Origin of the sequence: Heminiphilus faecis (assembly GCF_008728965.1) — a bacterium.
In the GTDB taxonomy this organism is placed as follows: Bacteria; Bacteroidota; Bacteroidia; order Bacteroidales; family Muribaculaceae; genus Muribaculum; species Muribaculum faecis.
Map to the genome: position 1 here is coordinate 65256 of NZ_VSMC01000007.1, position 15631 is coordinate 80886.

Below are 15631 nucleotides of genomic sequence, written 5' to 3' on the forward strand. Positions count from 1 at the left end.
GTTTCAGGCAGCCGTTAGGTCAATTGTCGAGCTTGTCGGCAAGGTTGTGTATGGCGTCGGCTCCTGAGTCGAGCAGATCCGATGCTTTGTCTTTCAGTTTGTCAATCAACGAGCCGCCCTTCTCTTTTGCTGTAGCGAGTGCATCTGATGCTTGGTCTTTCAGATTACCGAGTGTGTCGGCTGCCTTGTCTTTGGCATCGGTAGCCCCTTCTTTAAGATTTTCAACTTGCTTTGAGGTCTCGTCCTTGATAGCTGCCGATGCTGCCTGTGCGCTGACTTTTGCTGCGTCGACGCTTATCTCTGCCGCAGCCTTTGAGGTCTGTGCGGCGATGTTAGCATTAGTATCCATAATAATTCTTTAAATAATAGTTTACATATTCAACAACACGTCGGGCACCATCAAAGTTGCTCATTTTAACTCCTTTTTGCATAGCTTCCGTGCCATTTATTTTTCTTTTAAGATTGATAAGCATAAATTCTGTTGCAGGGAAAAGTGACCAAAAATTAGTGCAAAACGACCCGAAAAAGGCATTGAAGGTAAAACCTTTTGCCGTTCAATTAAGTTATATTTGCAGAGATTTTCTTAACCGATTTTTTAATGTTAAAACGAGGGAAATAGTATGCGATCATTCTTTCTTCGACTAATATTGGCGTCGCTGCTTCCGGTGTCGTTAGCCGGTGTTTCCGCAGCTCAGGGGAGAGCGGCCGTCGATGAGGCCGTCTCGCTTGATTCATGCAGGGCTATGGCGATGGCCAATAACAAGCAGATGCGTATTCAAGCCGAGCGTATAAAGGCCGCAGGATATCAGAAAAAGGAAGCGTTTGCCGCTTATCTGCCGTCGATCGACTTTGCCGGCGGATACACGTATAACCAGAAAAATATATCTATATTTGACTCTGATCAGCATCTGCCGGTACAGGTGTTTGACGGCAAGGGATATCAGTTTGATCTTGTCACCGGGCCTGACGGCCTTCCTGTCAAGGGTCCTGACGGACAGTATATTCCTAAAAATGTGGCATATCTTCCCAAGGATGCCATGACCTATGACATCCATAATGTATTTTTCGGAGCGGTGACATTGACTCAGCCCGTATATATGGGCGGCAAGATTGTGGCGATGAACAAGATAACCAAGTATGCCGAAGAACTTGCGCGTTCGATGCATGAGAACGGTGCCGAGGACATTATATATGCCGTTGATGCCGCTTACTGGCAGGTAGTGTCGCTTAAGGCAAAGCATGAACTTGCTACAAGTTATGTGGCTCTTCTTGACACATTGCACAATAATGTTCAGGCTATGATAAACGAGGGAGTGGCGACGAAAAGCGATCTTTTGACAGTAGATGTCAAGCTAAACTCGGCCAACGTGGATCTTGTAAAGGTGGAAAACGGACTTACTCTGTCGCGCATGGCGCTTGCACAATTGTGTGGGCTTCCGGTTGACACACAGTTACGGTTGGTTGACGAAGATGCCGAGCGACCCGGACAGGAACCCATAGCCACCACTTATAACATGGTAGATGTGTACCGTAACCGTCCTGACTTGCATGCGCTTGAACTCGGACTTAAAATAACCGAGCAAAAGAGTAAGGTGGCATTGTCGTCGATGCTTCCCAATCTGGCGCTTGTAGGTGCATACACTTTTTCCAATCCCAACATGTACAACGGTTTTAAGACGAAGTTCAACGGAGCGTTTTCAGTAGGAGCAATGCTTACGATACCTATCTGGCACTGGGGCGGCAACTATAACAAATACCGTTCAGCCAAAGTCGACGAGACTATAATGAAGCTGCAGATTGAGGATGCGAAAGAGAAGATAGACCTTCAGGTCAGTCAGGCTTCGTTCAAGGCTGGTGAGGCTATGAAGACCTACTCTATGACACAGAGCAATCTGGCCAAGGCAAATGAAAATCTGCGGCAGGCCCAACTTGGATTCAAGGAAGGTGTGCAGACCACCGACAATGTCATGGAGGCTCAGACCGCATGGCTTAAGGCCAACTCGGAGAATATAGATGCCGAAATCGACGTCAACCTATGTCGTGTATACCTGTCAAAGGTTCTTGGCACGATGGATTACGAACAATATTACGATACTGAAAAATAGTTTCTTATTATGGTAAATACCGATCAACCCACCAATCAAGTCTCCACCAAAAAAGAGTCGGCGCTTGTGGCCACACTCGCTATAGTCGTTATCGTAGTGGCCCTCATTGCGCTTATAGGATTTATGTTTCTTAAGCCTAAGTCAAATATTATAGAGGGACAGGCCGAGGCTACCTCTGTGCGTATATCGGGCAAATTACCCGGACGTGTGCTTCAATTTTATGTTCAGGAAGGACAGAATGTGAAAGCAGGTGACACGCTTGTCCATATACATTCGTCGCTCGCCGAGGCCAAGCTGTATCAGGCCGAAGCTATGAGGGAGGCCGCGGCCGCCCAGAACAAAAAGATTGATGCGGGCACCCGCAAGCAGATTATCCAGAGTGCGTATGACTTATGGCAGCAGTCGATAGCCGCAAAGAATATAGCGGAGAAGACCTACAACCGTATGGAAGCTTTGTTTAAGCAGGATGTCGTATCGGCGCAGAAGCGCGATGAGGCTCAGGCCGCCTATAATGCCGCCGTGGCCGGTGAGAGTGCCGCAAAGAGCCAGTACATGATGGCTAAAGAGGGTGCGCAGAAAGAGGATAAGTTAAGCGCCAAAGCCATGGTCGACGTGGCGCAGGGCGGCATAATGGAGGTCGAGGCGTTGCTTCAGGATCAGTATCTTACGGCTCCGGCTGACGGACAGATTGATATAATATATTCGCATGAAGGTGAACTTGTGTCGCTCGGTGCACCGATTATGAACCTTTTGAAGCTCAGTGACAAGTGGGTTACATTCAACGTGCGCGAGGCGTTGCTTAACGACCTTCCTGTAGGAAAGGAGATCGAGGTAATGATACCGGCTCTTGACGAGAGAAAGGTAAAGGCCAAGGTATACTATGTGCGTGATATGGGCACATATGCCGTATGGCGCTCTACGAAGGCCACAGGCCGGTGGGACAGCCGTACGTTCCAGATAAAGGCACGTCCGCTCGAGGACATACCGGAACTTCGTCCCGGCATGTCGATAATATATTTTGCACCTGATAAATAATATTGTTAATTGTAATAACACGAAAGAAATGTCGTCGATCCGCAAAGCACTTATAGACGGAATAAAGCAGCTGACAAGCCGGCCCATATACATATTGGGTATGATAGTCGTGCCTATGTTTGTGGCTTTCTTTTTCCTCGATTTGATGGATGAAGGGCTGCCGCTCAAAGCCCCGACCGCAATTGTGGACCTTGATAATTCTTCGGCGTCACGTAACGTGACAAGAAATCTGTCGGCTTCGGAGCTTGTCAGTCTCGATTATCGTCCGGTAAGCTATGATGAGGCCATGAAGTTGCTGAAAAGCGGCGATATATTCGGTTTTTTCATGATACCGCGTAATTTTCAGGCCGATGCCGCTGCCGGGCGTGAGACAACCATAACCTATTATTGCAATATGGCCTACTTTGTGCCGGGCACACTGTCGTTTAAGTCATTCAAGCAGACGGCTGTCACCTCGTCGGGAGGTATAGCCAAGGTGACATTGGTAAGTGCCGGTCTGAGTGAAGACCTTGTCGGCACCATGCTTCAGCCTGTGACCACGCAGGAGCATCCTATAGGCAATCCGTGGACCAATTATTCGATATACCTGAGTAACTCGTTTGTACCCTGTCTGCTTCAGCTCATAATATTTCAATTTACGGCGTTTTCGATACTTCAGGAGATTAAACGAGGCACTTCGGTGCAGTGGATGAATGATGCCGGAGGCTCTATACTTGTCGCCTGTGCGGGGAAGCTGATACCTCAGTTTGTCATATTCTCGGTGGTGGGTCTTGCCATTCAGAGTATGCTTTACGGCTATTGGGGCTTCCCTGTCAATGGAAGTATGTGGGGCATGATTGTAGCTATGCTTCTTCTTGTGGCTTCAAGTCAGGCCTTCGCTCTTTTGGTCAGCAGTCTTATACCCAATCTGCGTTTTGCCTTGTCTATATTGTCGCTCTTGGGCATACTGTCGTTTTCGCTTGCCGGATTCTCTTTTCCGGTCGAGAATATGTATCCCATGGTAGGTGTGTTTGCCTACATAATACCGGTACGTTACTATTTTCTTATATATATAAATACTGCTCTTAACGGCTACGAACTGTATTATGTAAGGTGGGAGTATATAGCTATGTTGCTCTTCCTGCTTACTCCTTTTACAATGTTGTGGAAGCTTAAACGCAGCAGTCTGCATCCGGTGTATATCCCATAGAGTGTTTTACAGGTCTTAATGATTCAGAAATATGTCAAGCATAGTCGATAATATAAAGAACTGGTGGAGGACGTTGTTTCGTACATGGATCAACGAATATCGTCTGGTATTTTCCGATTTGGGAGTGCTGCTGTTTTTTCTTGCTTTGCCTCTCGCATATCCTGTAACGTACACGCTGATCTATAATCCGGAACTGGTCGAAAAGGTGCCGATGGCCATTGTTGATAACTCTCGTACGGCGGAGAGCCGTGAGCTGGCGCGGATGGTTGATGCCGACCAGTACACCGAAGTCAGCTGTTATGCCGTTGATCTTGGCGAGGCACGGCGGTGGATGAAGGAGCGCAAGGTATACGGGATACTTGTAATACCCGAGGACTACGCAAAGAAGATAGGACGCAAGGAACAGGCGGTGTTGCCTTTGTATTGCGACATGAGCCTGTTGCTCCGCTATCGCAGCGTGCTATTCGCCATGACTGACATACAGTTGCAGTTAGGTGCCGACATACGTACCAATACTATCAACAACTCGCCGGCGGCTTTTGTGTCGTCGGCCATGGGCAATACTGTAGACACGGAGTCGTTTTTCCTCGGCGACGTCACTCAGGGTTTCGCTTCATTTATCATGATAGGTCTTGTGATACTGATACTTCAGCAAAGCCTTATACTCGGTATACTGATGCTTGGAGGCGGAAGCCGAGAACGACGTCGCAAAAACAATGGAGTGGATCCGGAGGCTGTGAAAGGTCCAGTGTCGGCATCGCTGCTCGGTGAGGCTTTCTGCTATGTGACGATTTACATGCCACTGACGGTTTACATACTTCATTATGTGCCGCTGATGTTCAGTTTACCTCATTACGGTGAGGCTGTCGACTACCTGCTTTTTATGCTGCCTATGCTTTTCGCCTCCGTATTTATGGGGCAGATGCTCCGTCCGCTTGTTGTAGAACGCGAAAGCTCATTCCTTGTATTTGTGTTTACATCGGTGATATTTCTGTTCCTGTCGGGTCTTACATGGCCCCGTTATGCCATGAGTCCCGTGTGGTTTGTGCTTGGCAGCCTTGTGCCGGCGACTTGGGGAATGCAAGGTTTCATCGGAATTAACTCCAATGAAGCTACACTTGGTGACGTATCAACGCCTTATATGATGCTGTGGGTACTCGCGGCTGCCTATTACATCCTTGCCGTTATTATAACTCGTCAGGCTAATTCTTACGATTTACGTCACTACAAAGTGCCGTCGGTACCTTGAGCAGCGGCCGAAGCATCTTTCAACGGATGAATAAAGAGGAAGCGGGCGCCGGTACGATACTCCGGATCGACTTTGGCTATGCCTCCGAGCAATCTTGCCGAAAGTTGGCATATGTGCAGTCCGAGTCCTGTGCCGGGAGTTGAATTATTAAGTTTCTCGAAGCGTTCGAATATGACCGCATGCTTGGCCTCTGGTATACCTATGCCTGTGTCGGTTACAGAGAACACTACCTGACGCTGCGAGCGCAGTACGTTGTAAGTAAGAGTGATTGACCCCTTTTCTGTGAATTTGGCAGCGTTATTCAGGTAATTGGTCAGAATTTTCTCTGTCCTTACCCTGTCGGTCAGTAGTTTGAACTTGTCGCCGGGATCTACGAATGTCATGTTCACTCCGGGAGCCGTGCGATGCTTTACGTTGTCGACGCATGTGCGGCATATGTCGCTCAATGACCATAGCTGCAGATTAATAGGCATCTCGCCGGCATCAATCATGGATATGTCGAGCGCGTCGGCCAGCAGCGATACGAGCTGGTCGCTGTTTTCGGTAATAATGTCGGTATAACGCGACATTTCGTCCTGCCGTTCGGCAGGCACGCTGTCAGCGATGAGCTGCGAGAAACCCACAATGCCGTTAAGCGGTGTAAGTATCTCGTGTCGCACATTTTGAATAAACTGCGTTTTCAGTCGGCTTATGCTCTCGGCTTGGTCCTTGGCTATTATGAGATCCTGCTGGGTGCGAAGCAGATTTTTCTTTTCAGCTTGAAGACGCTCCTGTGATTTGGCGAGATTTTTCACACTCCTTTTGTTTTTCAGATAGAGGCGTCCGGTGACGATTAGCAGCAGCGTAAGTATGCCCATCGCTATGAGCGAGATGACAAGTATGCGGTTGTGTAGAGTGTGAGTCGACGAATGCCGGTCAAGCTCAGCTTGGGTCTTTTCCGCTTTCAGATTGTTTACGTCATAAATGATCTGTAGCTCTTTGTATTTTTCCGCAGCCTGAAGACTGATGTAATCTTCAAGTTGGGTATTGTAGGCGGTCGTAGCGGCAAGAAGTGCGTCTTTGTCGCCTGTAGCTTTTGCCGCTATGGTGTAAAATTTAAGCAGTTTACGCTTGAATATACTGTTTTGCGGCTTATCTATATATTTTTTTAGAAGAGGCATGGCCTCTTTGTATCTTTTGGTGGCGATGAGATAGTATATCTCGGCACGGCGGTTATCTTCAAAATCTTTTCTGATATCAGGATTAGATGTGACCAAATTCAATATGCAGTTGTAGTACTCGTCTATGTCTTTGGGTGTCAGTGCCGCATAGTTGCCCAATAAGCGTCTGTAGCACACGTATTCGTTGACGTCGTAGTTGCGGTACAGGCGCCCCTGTGAAACATACCGGTCTTTGAGGTGCTTTATTACCTCAAGCAGTCTTTTGTCGGAAGCTACAGCTTTGGCATGCTGGTCATTGTCGGTCTCGATCATGGCTTTCTGCACGAGATACATGTTGCGCAGGACCTCGCTGTTTTCATATGGCAGCTGGTCGATAAGATTGCCGAGTTTGGTCAGATACTCCACATAGAGGTCGCCTTGTGATGATGCTCCGAGGAACACACATAATTTATACAGACGTCTGACCTGATCGTACATATCTATACCGGGGTTCTTGCTGTATTCGCGGATGAATTCCTGAAGTACTTCCTGACGCTTCGATTCCGGCATGATTCTTATGCGGTTGGAGTTGTATGTTATGTCGATATATGCGAGTGTCTCCCGTTTGTCTTCAGAATCAGGCATTTTTCTTACGAGGTCGACATAACCGTTGATGATTGAGTCTGACGTTATGTAGAGCGAGGTGTTGTTCCTGATTATATCAAGTTGTACGTCGGTGCGTCCTAGACGGCCTGCCGTATAGAAAATCTGTCGTCCGATGGCTCCTTTCCTTGAGCGTGATGACAAGTCATACATGTTGTAAAGTATCGTTATGCTGTCATCGGGGTTTTTAGCCAGTTTAAGCTCTTTGCGCAGGCTGTCGATTATCGTCTCTTTATCAATGGACAGCGACGGTAAGGTCGCGAAAAAAATTATGGATAGCGTTAAGAAGTATCTAAATTTCATTATGTGGTGACGATTGATTTTGTTTCTTTTCCTGCAAAGATATGCAAACAAAACCGTAATCATAGCCCGTGTACAGCATTATCACCCATTGGTAACAGCTTTGTAATTGTAGTATTGTGTTTGACAGGAGGGTATTAATCTACTTCTATGGATGGATTGAGCAGATATAAGGTCTTGGTGGCGCGGGTGACAGCTGTATACAGCCACCTGTAGAATTCAAGCCCAATGGACTCTGGGGGTATGTAGCCTAAATCGATATATACATTGCTCCATTGGCCTCCCTGTGCTTTATGGCAGGTGACGGCGTAAGCATATTTTACCTGTAGAGCGTTGAAGTAAGGGCTTTTAAGGGCATTGGCCGCTCGTGTGGCCGAGGAGGTCTCCGGGTCTGACGGGTCGTCTACAATGGCTTCATAGAGTTCGAGCATTTCGGACCGTGATGCCGATGCCTGTTCGCTGACGAGAGTGTCAAGTATGACTTTGCAGTCGACAGATACATCGCGGTCGGGAAAATGCAGCCTTACGTCGGCAAAACGGAAATTGTACCGAGTCTCGGTACCGTATAATTTCTCTACCGTAGCCGTGTCGCCGTTGGCTATGAAGTCAAGGCCTTTCACGTCTTTGCTCCAAAAATAATTGTTTTTTGCCACCAATAGCAGATCGTCGCGGCACAACTCCTCCTCAGCGTATAGTATTCGTGACCTTATGGCGAGATTGAAGCGCGTTGCCCGCATGTTGGAGCGAGTGATCAGTATGGTGTCATTGACTCCGTCGCGCGCATAAGCGGAGTTTATGGAGTCTTCGAGCTCCTCTCCGCCAATGCATTTCACATCGTTGAAGCATGACGCACGCATCCGTGGCGCCGGTAACTCTTCAAGTCCCATGACCCGTCGCAGACGGGTGGCGTTGTATAGTATGCCCGAGTCTGAAGTCTGCCTTACAGTGGCGGTAAGTATGGCACGGTTGACGCGCAATCCGGCCTCGCGGAGCATCCTGACACTCATTGCCGGACTGTTTTCGCATCCTACCGGCGGTAGCTGTGCGGTGTCGCCAAGCAGTATAAGCCGACAGTTGACGCCGGAGTATACGTAGTGAAGCAGATGCTCGAGCAGATTGCCTGTCGAGGAGTCTGCGCCTATCATAGACGCTTCATCAACAATAAATACAGTATTGACCGAGCGGTTTTCTGCAAGCCTGACACTGCGCTCGGCGCTTATGCCGTTGCCCCCTACGGAGTATATGCGTCTGTGTATAGTATACGCCGGATGTCGGGCAAATGCGCCGAATACCTTGGCCGCACGTCCCGTGGGAGCAAGCAATACTGTACCAGTGCCGACAGTGTTGAGAGCCTTGACAAGCGCGGCACACAGCGACGTTTTACCTGTGCCGGCGTATCCGTTGAGCAGAAATACGGTGTCGGCCTGAGTCTGAGCCGAGCAAAAGCGGGCCAAAGCCGCTATGACATCGACTTGCTGGGTCGTGGGTTCGTAGGGGAGCGACTCCATGACAAGCGAGGCAAACTCAAGAGTGTTCATAATCGGCCGGTTTTTGTCATGATGTCGTAAGGACCCTGCAAACGTCAGTCCGCGTATTATTATTTTTTAATACTCCATTCGTAGCCGTCTTTGGTGTCTTTGACATCAAATCCTATTTCTCCGAGTTTGTTGCGTATCAGGTCGCTTGTGGTCCAGTCTTTGTCGGCCTTGGCTTTTGCTCTTATGTCAAGTAAGAGATCTACTGCGTCCTCAAATGGTTTCAGCGAGTCGCCACCGACAGTGTCTGTCCCCGGCATTTCGGTGCGAATGCCGAGTATGTCTGAAAGGAATGCATCAAAGACCTCTTTAAGCTCGGCTATATCCTCGGAAGTGGCTTTGGCGTTGCCGTCGTTTACCTGATTGATTATGCGGCATGCGTCGAAGAGGTGCGCTATGACAATGGGAGTGTTGAGGTCGTCGTCGAGGGCTTCATAGCATTTGCCACGCAGTTGACTTACATCTACGGTCGACTCCTGAGAGGGTGTAAGCTCGTTGAGGCGCCGGCGTCCTTCAAGCATGCGGTTGAGCGCCTTTTCAGCGCCTTGCAGGGCCTCGTTGGAGAAGTCGAGAGTACTGCGGTATTGTGCCTGAAGTATGAAGAAGCGTATGGTCATCGGCGAGTAGGCCTGCGTGAGCGCAGGGTGAGTGCCTGTGAAAAATTCGTTCAGCGTTATGAAATTGCCGAGTGATTTGCCCATCTTCTTGCCGTTGATGGTAATCATGTTATTGTGCATCCAATAGTGTACACTCTCTTTGCCGTTGTGGGCTACAGACTGGGCTATTTCACATTCGTGGTGGGGAAACATCAGGTCCATGCCGCCGCCGTGTATGTCAAATGGGGTTCCGAGATACTTCTCACCCATGGTCGAGCACTCGAGATGCCATCCCGGGAAGCCTTCGCTCCATGGCGATGGCCAGTGCATGATGTGTTCGGGAGCGGCTTTTTTCCACAGCGCGAAGTCGGCCGGATTGTGTTTCTCCTCCTGACCGTCGAGAGCTCGTGTTGTGGCGAGCAATTCGTCGATATTGCGGCCCGACAGCTTGCCGTAGTGGAAATCACGGTTGTATTTGGGCACATCGAAATATACCGAACCATGGCTTTCGTATGCATAGCCGCTGTCAAGTATTTTCTTGATATATTCTATCTGTTCGATTATGTGGCCCGACGCGTGTGGTTCTATTGACGGCGGCAGGACGTTTAACGCTTCCATCGACTTGTGATAGCTGTTCAGATAGTGCTGTACCACCTCCATCGGTTCGAGCTGCTCTATGCGCGCTTTTTTGGCTATCTTGTCTTCGCCTTCATCGGCATCGTGCTCAAGATGTCCTACATCGGTTATGTTGCGTACATAACGCACTTTATAGCCGAGGTGACAGAGATAGCGGTAAAGAATGTCGAATGTTATGGCCGGACGTGCATGTCCGAGATGACCTTCGCCATATACTGTAGGACCGCATACATACATGCCTACACGTCCTTCATGTATTGGTATGAAGCGTTCTTTGTTGCGGGAAATGGAGTTGTATATCGTCAAGTCGTTTTGTTTCATAGCTGAAGTGTCGTTAATGTTCTTATGCTTTGAACGGATTGTTCATATCGCTGTTGGGACCGTTTTTGGGGCGTTTGGGCTCAATTACGCCGAAGCTGTTTTCATAGCGCTCGATATTGCCGCGCAGGGCAAAAAGCAGTTGCTTGGCGTTCTCAGGCGACATGATTATGCGGCTCTGTACGTTGGCCTGCGGCATATTGGGCATCAGGGCTATAAAATCGATCACAAACTCTGTAGGAGAATGGGCTATCATGGCGAGGTTGGCGTAGTGGCCGCGTGCCGTTTCGGGGTTTATGTCGATTTTTATTTCATTCTTGTTGTTATTTTCCATCTTGATTTTATGTTTTTGTGATTACTGTTTCTTGAATTTATATAGGTTTTTGGGCAGATTGCTGTCGTTAATGTGTATGTCTATGCCTTCACATGTGGGCTGCGACCATACATTGTCTATATTGAACGAGGCGTAAATCTCCATCAGATAATTATCGGGAGCGGAGCCTTTGTCGTGAACCAAATATAGCTGGGGCACTGGATCTTCGAGAGTGAGTGAGTCGACAAGCAGATTGAAGTATCGCGGTGTTTCGGAATACTCCACTCTGAGGTGCATGTTTATGTATTCTCCGGTGCGCCACACAGAGTGCAGGTATATCGGCGTGGCGTCCCAGTTGTAGCGCTCTACGGGCCTTATAATAGTCGTGTCATTATTTATGGCGGATACCGCTCGAGTCTTGATGGTGCCCGATGTGTAGGGTTGTCCCGACTCGGAATAGTAGCGCAATAACACACGAAGACCTTCGGAGTCTTTCTTGAGAGTTAATCGGGGGTCGGTAAGAGTTATTTCGGGCGAGTCGTCGTAACGGCGGAACTTGAACACCGTTCCTTGCTCTTCCGCGGTCGAGGCTATGGTGACGATGTCGCTGTACATTGCGCTGTCGTTGTAGTTCTTGTCGTCGCTGCATGAAAGAAGGGAGACAAGCATGATAACCGTCAGGGGTATGTGCCGGCGCAGTAATTTCATTTCAGATTGTTTTGTATGGTTGTTATGTAACCGTCACGCATGTGTATCACTCTGTCGCAGTCAGCGGCGAGCGACTCGTCATGTGTAACTATGACAAACGTATGCCCCATATCGCGCCGGAGGTCGAAGAAGAGCCGGTGTAGTTCGTTGCGGTTTTTTGTGTCAAGACTGCCTGACGGTTCGTCAGCCAATACTACGCGCGGGTTATTGACGAGTGCACGGGCCACTGCGGCACGCTGACGCTCACCGCCCGACAACTCCATGGGACGATGGTCGGAGCGGTCGGAGAGATGCAGATAGTCAATCAGCTTGCGGGCGCGGGCAAACGCTTCGCTTCGGGCGGTACCTCCTATCAGAGCAGGCATGGCCACATTCTCAAGCACGGTAAATTCAGGCAGAAGCTGATGAAACTGGAATACGAATCCTATATTGCGGTTGCGAAATTTGGCAAGGCGTGAATCTTTCATCGCCAGCACATCTTCGCCGTCGTATTTTACGGTACCTGTATCGGGGCGGTCGAGAGTGCCTATAATCTGCAGCAATGTTGTCTTGCCGGCTCCGCTCGGGCCTACTATGGACACCACTTCACCTTTATTGATGTCGAGATTAACATCTGACAGTACTTTTAGCGAGTCGTAGCTCTTTGATATGTCGCGTACGGTTATCATGATTTTGTCAGTCTATTTACGGCATAGGCGGCGAGCATCATGCCGAACATTGACGGAAGCCATGCCACGGTTCCGTATGACGATGTCTTGAATTCGATTTCGTCAGTGTATAACAATGCTGTGCGGCGAGGTTGTTCGGTGGAGAATACGGTTTTAACTCCTGAGGTTATGCCGTTGCGCTTAAGCCTGCGTCTTACTTCGCGTGCAAGGCCGTCATGAAAAGTATCGGATATGTCGGCGTATCTCAGTTGGGTGGGGTCGGTGCGACCGCCTGCTCCCATTGAGGCGATTATATCTATTTTATGGCGGTAGCAGTATTCGATCAGAGCTACTTTCGGGGCTACAGCATCGATGGCATCAATGACAAAGTCGTGACCTTCTACGAAGTCGCCGGCGTCGTCTGGCTTTATAAATGTCTTGACGGCAGTGACTTCGCAACTGGGATTGATGTCGAGAACTCGCTCTTTCATGACCTCTGCTTTGGGCATGCCGATGGTTGAATGCAATGCAGGAAGCTGACGGTTGAGATTGCCGGGCGACACGCAGTCGCCGTCGATCAATGTCAGGCGACCTACTCCGGCCCGTGCAAGCATCTCCACGGCGTATGCTCCGACACCCCCTATGCCGACCACTGCCACGCGTGAGGCCGCAAGACGCGCCACGGCATCTTCTCCGAGGAGAAGTGCCGTGCGTTCATTAAAGGGTGTTATTGCTGACATAGTATGGCGTTATTGCTTGAATTTCTTGGAAATTTCGGCGGGGATGGCGTCGCGGTGCACCATTATATCCATTGTCTTTGCAAGCAGATAAGGCTCTGAAACATAGATGAAGCCGTTATAGAGCTGGTTGGTGTCCCACGAGTTCTGCACTTTATAGTAACGGTTGCCTTTCTGGTCTACGGCACGTCCTACAATGACCATGCCGTGGTCGTCGGTAGTCTCTTTGCGGTCATACATGGCCTGACGCGACTCTTGGGTAACCTCAACCTCGTCTACAGGTCCGTTTATGTCATAGCGCTCGTCTGCACGGTCTTTGTCGCTAAGCTGTACCCATCGTGAAAGTTCAGTTCCGGTAAGGTCCTTGGCGCCTTTTTCGACGGGCATCACTGCATAGCCTTTGCGCCATTTGAAGCCACCTTCGCTTACGTCAGCGCCCCAAGCTACTGGATATCCGTTGTCAATAGCATTGTCGACGATGGCTTTAAGCTCGTCGAGCGGCACGTTCTGCATGGTGCCCCATAGCCAGTTGTCGGCTACTTCAAGTGCAAAAGGCTTGTAGAAAGGATGGTGGGTGAATGATGTCACTTCCACATAGTCTGACGGACTGATGTTGAGCGACTCGGCGAAGCTTTTGGGTGTATATGTCTTGCCCTCGTATGTGAAAGTTTCGGGAAGTTTTCCGAAATAAGCGTCGAGGATGGCGTTGTAGCCGTCTTCCCATGCGGTGGACAGACGACGGTCTGGCACTTTGATGATGGCGTCAAGATATGCTTTCAGTACTGCCGACAGCTCTCCGTGCACGTGCTTGTCTTCACCGTAGTTAAGACCGGGATAGGCTTCTTCAGGCACTATGCCGTAAGTTTCTATGACATAGGGGACGTCATGAGCCGCGCCTCCTTGGGCAAAATTCACGTTGCCGTCCATGCGCACATACTTGCGTGCTTTGTCAAGATAGCAGTAGCGCACTACAAACATTTCGCTCAGGTCTACCTCCTTGCCTCCTTTGCGGAGCATCTCCTCTTCCAGAAATGAATTGGTCGAGAAGCACCAGCATGTACCCGACTGATTCTGGTCGCGTATGGGAGTTGTCTTGACAACCTTTACGTCAGTGAACTTGAACCCGGTGCTGTCAGGATTTACAATCTTGTTGTCGGCCGAAATCTCGGTTGCGGCACAGGCAATAAGCAATGCGCCTAAAATATACTTCATAGCTCGAATACTTTTAAAATTACACAAATTTAAGCATTTATTTATTAATTGGCCTCACGAAAGCCGTTTAAAACGGCAGTTGCGCCGAGTCTCAATCCTCATAGGGGGTATTGTCGGTTATTCCCGCTTCGGCAAGAGCTTCACGGCGCTCCACGCATGTGGCACAACGTCCGCAGTGTTTTTCTGCGCCTTTATAGCAGGAGTAGGTTTTGGAATAGTCGATGCCGAGAGCTTTTCCGCGTGAGGCTATCTCGCCTTTGGTCATGCCGGTGTATGGAGCGCGCAGTTCGATGTGTTCGTAAGTGCCGGCGGCTATGGCGGCGCCCATGGTTGTTACGAATCCGGGCCGGCAGTCGGGGTATATGGAATGGTCGCCGGCATGGTTGGCGAGCATCACGGCCTGCAGTCCGCGGCTTTCGGCAAGCCCGGCAGCTACTGCAAGCATGATGCCGTTGCGAAACGGCACTACCGTAGCTTTCATATTGGAGTCGGCATAATGGCCCTCGGGTATGGCGTCGGCTCCATTCAGCAATGCGCTGCTGAAGTGTCGGCCCATGAAGGCAAGGTCTATCTCGATAAGTTCGATGCCGAGCCGCTCGCAGTGGTAGCGCGCGCATACTGCTTCACGTTCATTATGATTGGAGCCGTAATGAAATGTTACCGCAAGAGCTATGCTGTCGGCATGGTCATATAACATGGTGGTCGAGTCCATGCCTCCCGACAGCACCATCAAAGCGTCTTTCTCTTTGGTCATTGTAATATCTTTAACTGCAGTTAAAAGTCATTGCGGAACGATGCCAGCATGCGTGCTTTCACCATGTTCTGATGTTCTGCGTCACCATAGTTGGCAAACGGATATATCGCTATGCCTCCGCGGGGTGTGAATAATCCGGTTACCTCGATATACTTCGGGTCCATCAGTTTCACAAGGTCTTTCATTATTATATTGACGCAGTCCTCATGAAAGTCTCCATGGTTGCGGAAGCTGAACAGATAGAGCTTGAGACTCTTGCTCTCCACCATTTTTTCGCGAGGTATGTAGCTTATTATGATTCTGGCAAAGTCGGGCTGGCCTGTTTTCGGGCATAAAGATGTAAACTCGGGACATGTGAATGTCACGAGATACTCGTTATCGGGATGTTTGTTTACAAACGTCTCCAGTACCTCCGGAGCATATCGGTCGGGATATTGGACTCCTTGATTGCCGAGGAGGGTCACTCCGGGCATTTCGTCATCGCTGCGTGACATA

At 49.4% G+C, this 15631-nt stretch carries 15 protein-coding genes; 4 read left to right on the forward strand and 11 right to left on the reverse strand.

The window, feature by feature from the left end:
• Nucleotides 1–19 precede the first annotated feature (19 nt).
• Nucleotides 20–349: a YtxH domain-containing protein gene (locus FW767_RS04445; protein ID WP_121698667.1), complete on the reverse strand. Its 330-nt coding sequence runs from the start codon at nt 347–349 to the stop codon at nt 20–22.
• A gap of 271 nt (nt 350–620) precedes the next feature.
• Here FW767_RS04445 and FW767_RS04450 point away from each other — a divergent pair, with 271 nt between their 5' ends.
• Genes FW767_RS04450 through FW767_RS04465 form a run of 4 tightly spaced genes read left to right on the forward strand, consistent with a single transcriptional unit; the run spans nt 621 to nt 5578 of the window.
• The gene (locus tag FW767_RS04450; protein WP_121698668.1) at nt 621–2105 is read left to right on the forward strand and encodes a TolC family protein; all 1485 of its coding nucleotides are present in this window, start codon (nt 621–623) and stop codon (nt 2103–2105) included.
• 9 nt (nt 2106–2114) lie between these two features.
• Entirely contained in the window at nt 2115–3140 is a 1026-nt protein-coding gene (locus FW767_RS04455) for an HlyD family secretion protein (protein ID WP_121698669.1), read from the forward strand.
• A 28-nt stretch (nt 3141–3168) separates the two neighbouring features.
• Nucleotides 3169–4329, forward strand: a complete 1161-nt coding sequence (locus FW767_RS04460) for an ABC transporter permease (RefSeq protein WP_121698670.1) — start codon at nt 3169–3171, stop codon at nt 4327–4329.
• Between the two features lie 31 nt (nt 4330–4360).
• On the forward strand, nt 4361–5578 hold the full coding sequence (locus FW767_RS04465; protein WP_148463853.1) for an ABC transporter permease: 1218 nt from the start codon (nt 4361–4363) through the stop codon (nt 5576–5578).
• Here FW767_RS04465 and FW767_RS04470 read toward each other — a convergent pair.
• The 10 genes from FW767_RS04470 to queF all read right to left on the reverse strand — a co-directional run bounded on the left by FW767_RS04470 (nt 5554) and on the right by queF (nt 15630).
• Entirely contained in the window at nt 5554–7683 is a 2130-nt protein-coding gene (locus FW767_RS04470; RefSeq protein ID WP_205523808.1) for a sensor histidine kinase, read from the reverse strand. The two genes, FW767_RS04465 and FW767_RS04470, sit on opposite strands and share 25 nt — an antisense overlap.
• Before the next feature lie 134 nt (nt 7684–7817).
• Complete coding sequence (locus FW767_RS04475; RefSeq protein ID WP_121698673.1) at nt 7818–9218, reverse strand: ATP-dependent DNA helicase; 1401 nt, start codon at nt 9216–9218, stop codon at nt 7818–7820.
• A gap of 59 nt (nt 9219–9277) precedes the next feature.
• Nucleotides 9278–10768, reverse strand: a complete 1491-nt coding sequence (gene cysS / locus FW767_RS04480; RefSeq protein WP_121698674.1) for a cysteine--tRNA ligase — start codon at nt 10766–10768, stop codon at nt 9278–9280.
• A gap of 22 nt (nt 10769–10790) precedes the next feature.
• On the reverse strand, nt 10791–11099 hold the full coding sequence (locus tag FW767_RS04485) for a DUF3467 domain-containing protein (protein ID WP_121698675.1): 309 nt from the start codon (nt 11097–11099) through the stop codon (nt 10791–10793).
• 21 nt (nt 11100–11120) lie between these two features.
• Nucleotides 11121–11786, reverse strand: a complete 666-nt coding sequence (locus FW767_RS04490; RefSeq protein ID WP_121698676.1) for a NigD1/NigD2 family lipoprotein — start codon at nt 11784–11786, stop codon at nt 11121–11123.
• Nucleotides 11783–12454 carry an ABC transporter ATP-binding protein gene (locus tag FW767_RS04495; RefSeq protein ID WP_121698677.1) on the reverse strand — a complete coding sequence of 224 codons (672 nt, stop codon included), beginning with the start codon at nt 12452–12454 and terminating at the stop codon, nt 11783–11785. The genes FW767_RS04490 and FW767_RS04495 overlap by 4 nt, the downstream gene beginning before the upstream one ends.
• Nucleotides 12451–13173 carry a tRNA threonylcarbamoyladenosine dehydratase gene (locus FW767_RS04500; RefSeq protein ID WP_121698678.1) on the reverse strand — a complete coding sequence of 241 codons (723 nt, stop codon included), beginning with the start codon at nt 13171–13173 and terminating at the stop codon, nt 12451–12453. The genes FW767_RS04495 and FW767_RS04500 overlap by 4 nt, the downstream gene beginning before the upstream one ends.
• A gap of 9 nt (nt 13174–13182) precedes the next feature.
• Entirely contained in the window at nt 13183–14382 is a 1200-nt protein-coding gene (locus tag FW767_RS04505) for a C1 family peptidase (protein ID WP_121698679.1), read from the reverse strand.
• A gap of 91 nt (nt 14383–14473) precedes the next feature.
• On the reverse strand, nt 14474–15136 hold the full coding sequence (gene queC, locus FW767_RS04510) for a 7-cyano-7-deazaguanine synthase QueC (protein WP_121698680.1): 663 nt from the start codon (nt 15134–15136) through the stop codon (nt 14474–14476).
• A gap of 20 nt (nt 15137–15156) precedes the next feature.
• On the reverse strand, nt 15157–15630 hold the full coding sequence (gene queF, locus FW767_RS04515; protein ID WP_121698681.1) for a preQ(1) synthase: 474 nt from the start codon (nt 15628–15630) through the stop codon (nt 15157–15159).
• Nucleotide 15631 lies beyond the last annotated feature (1 nt).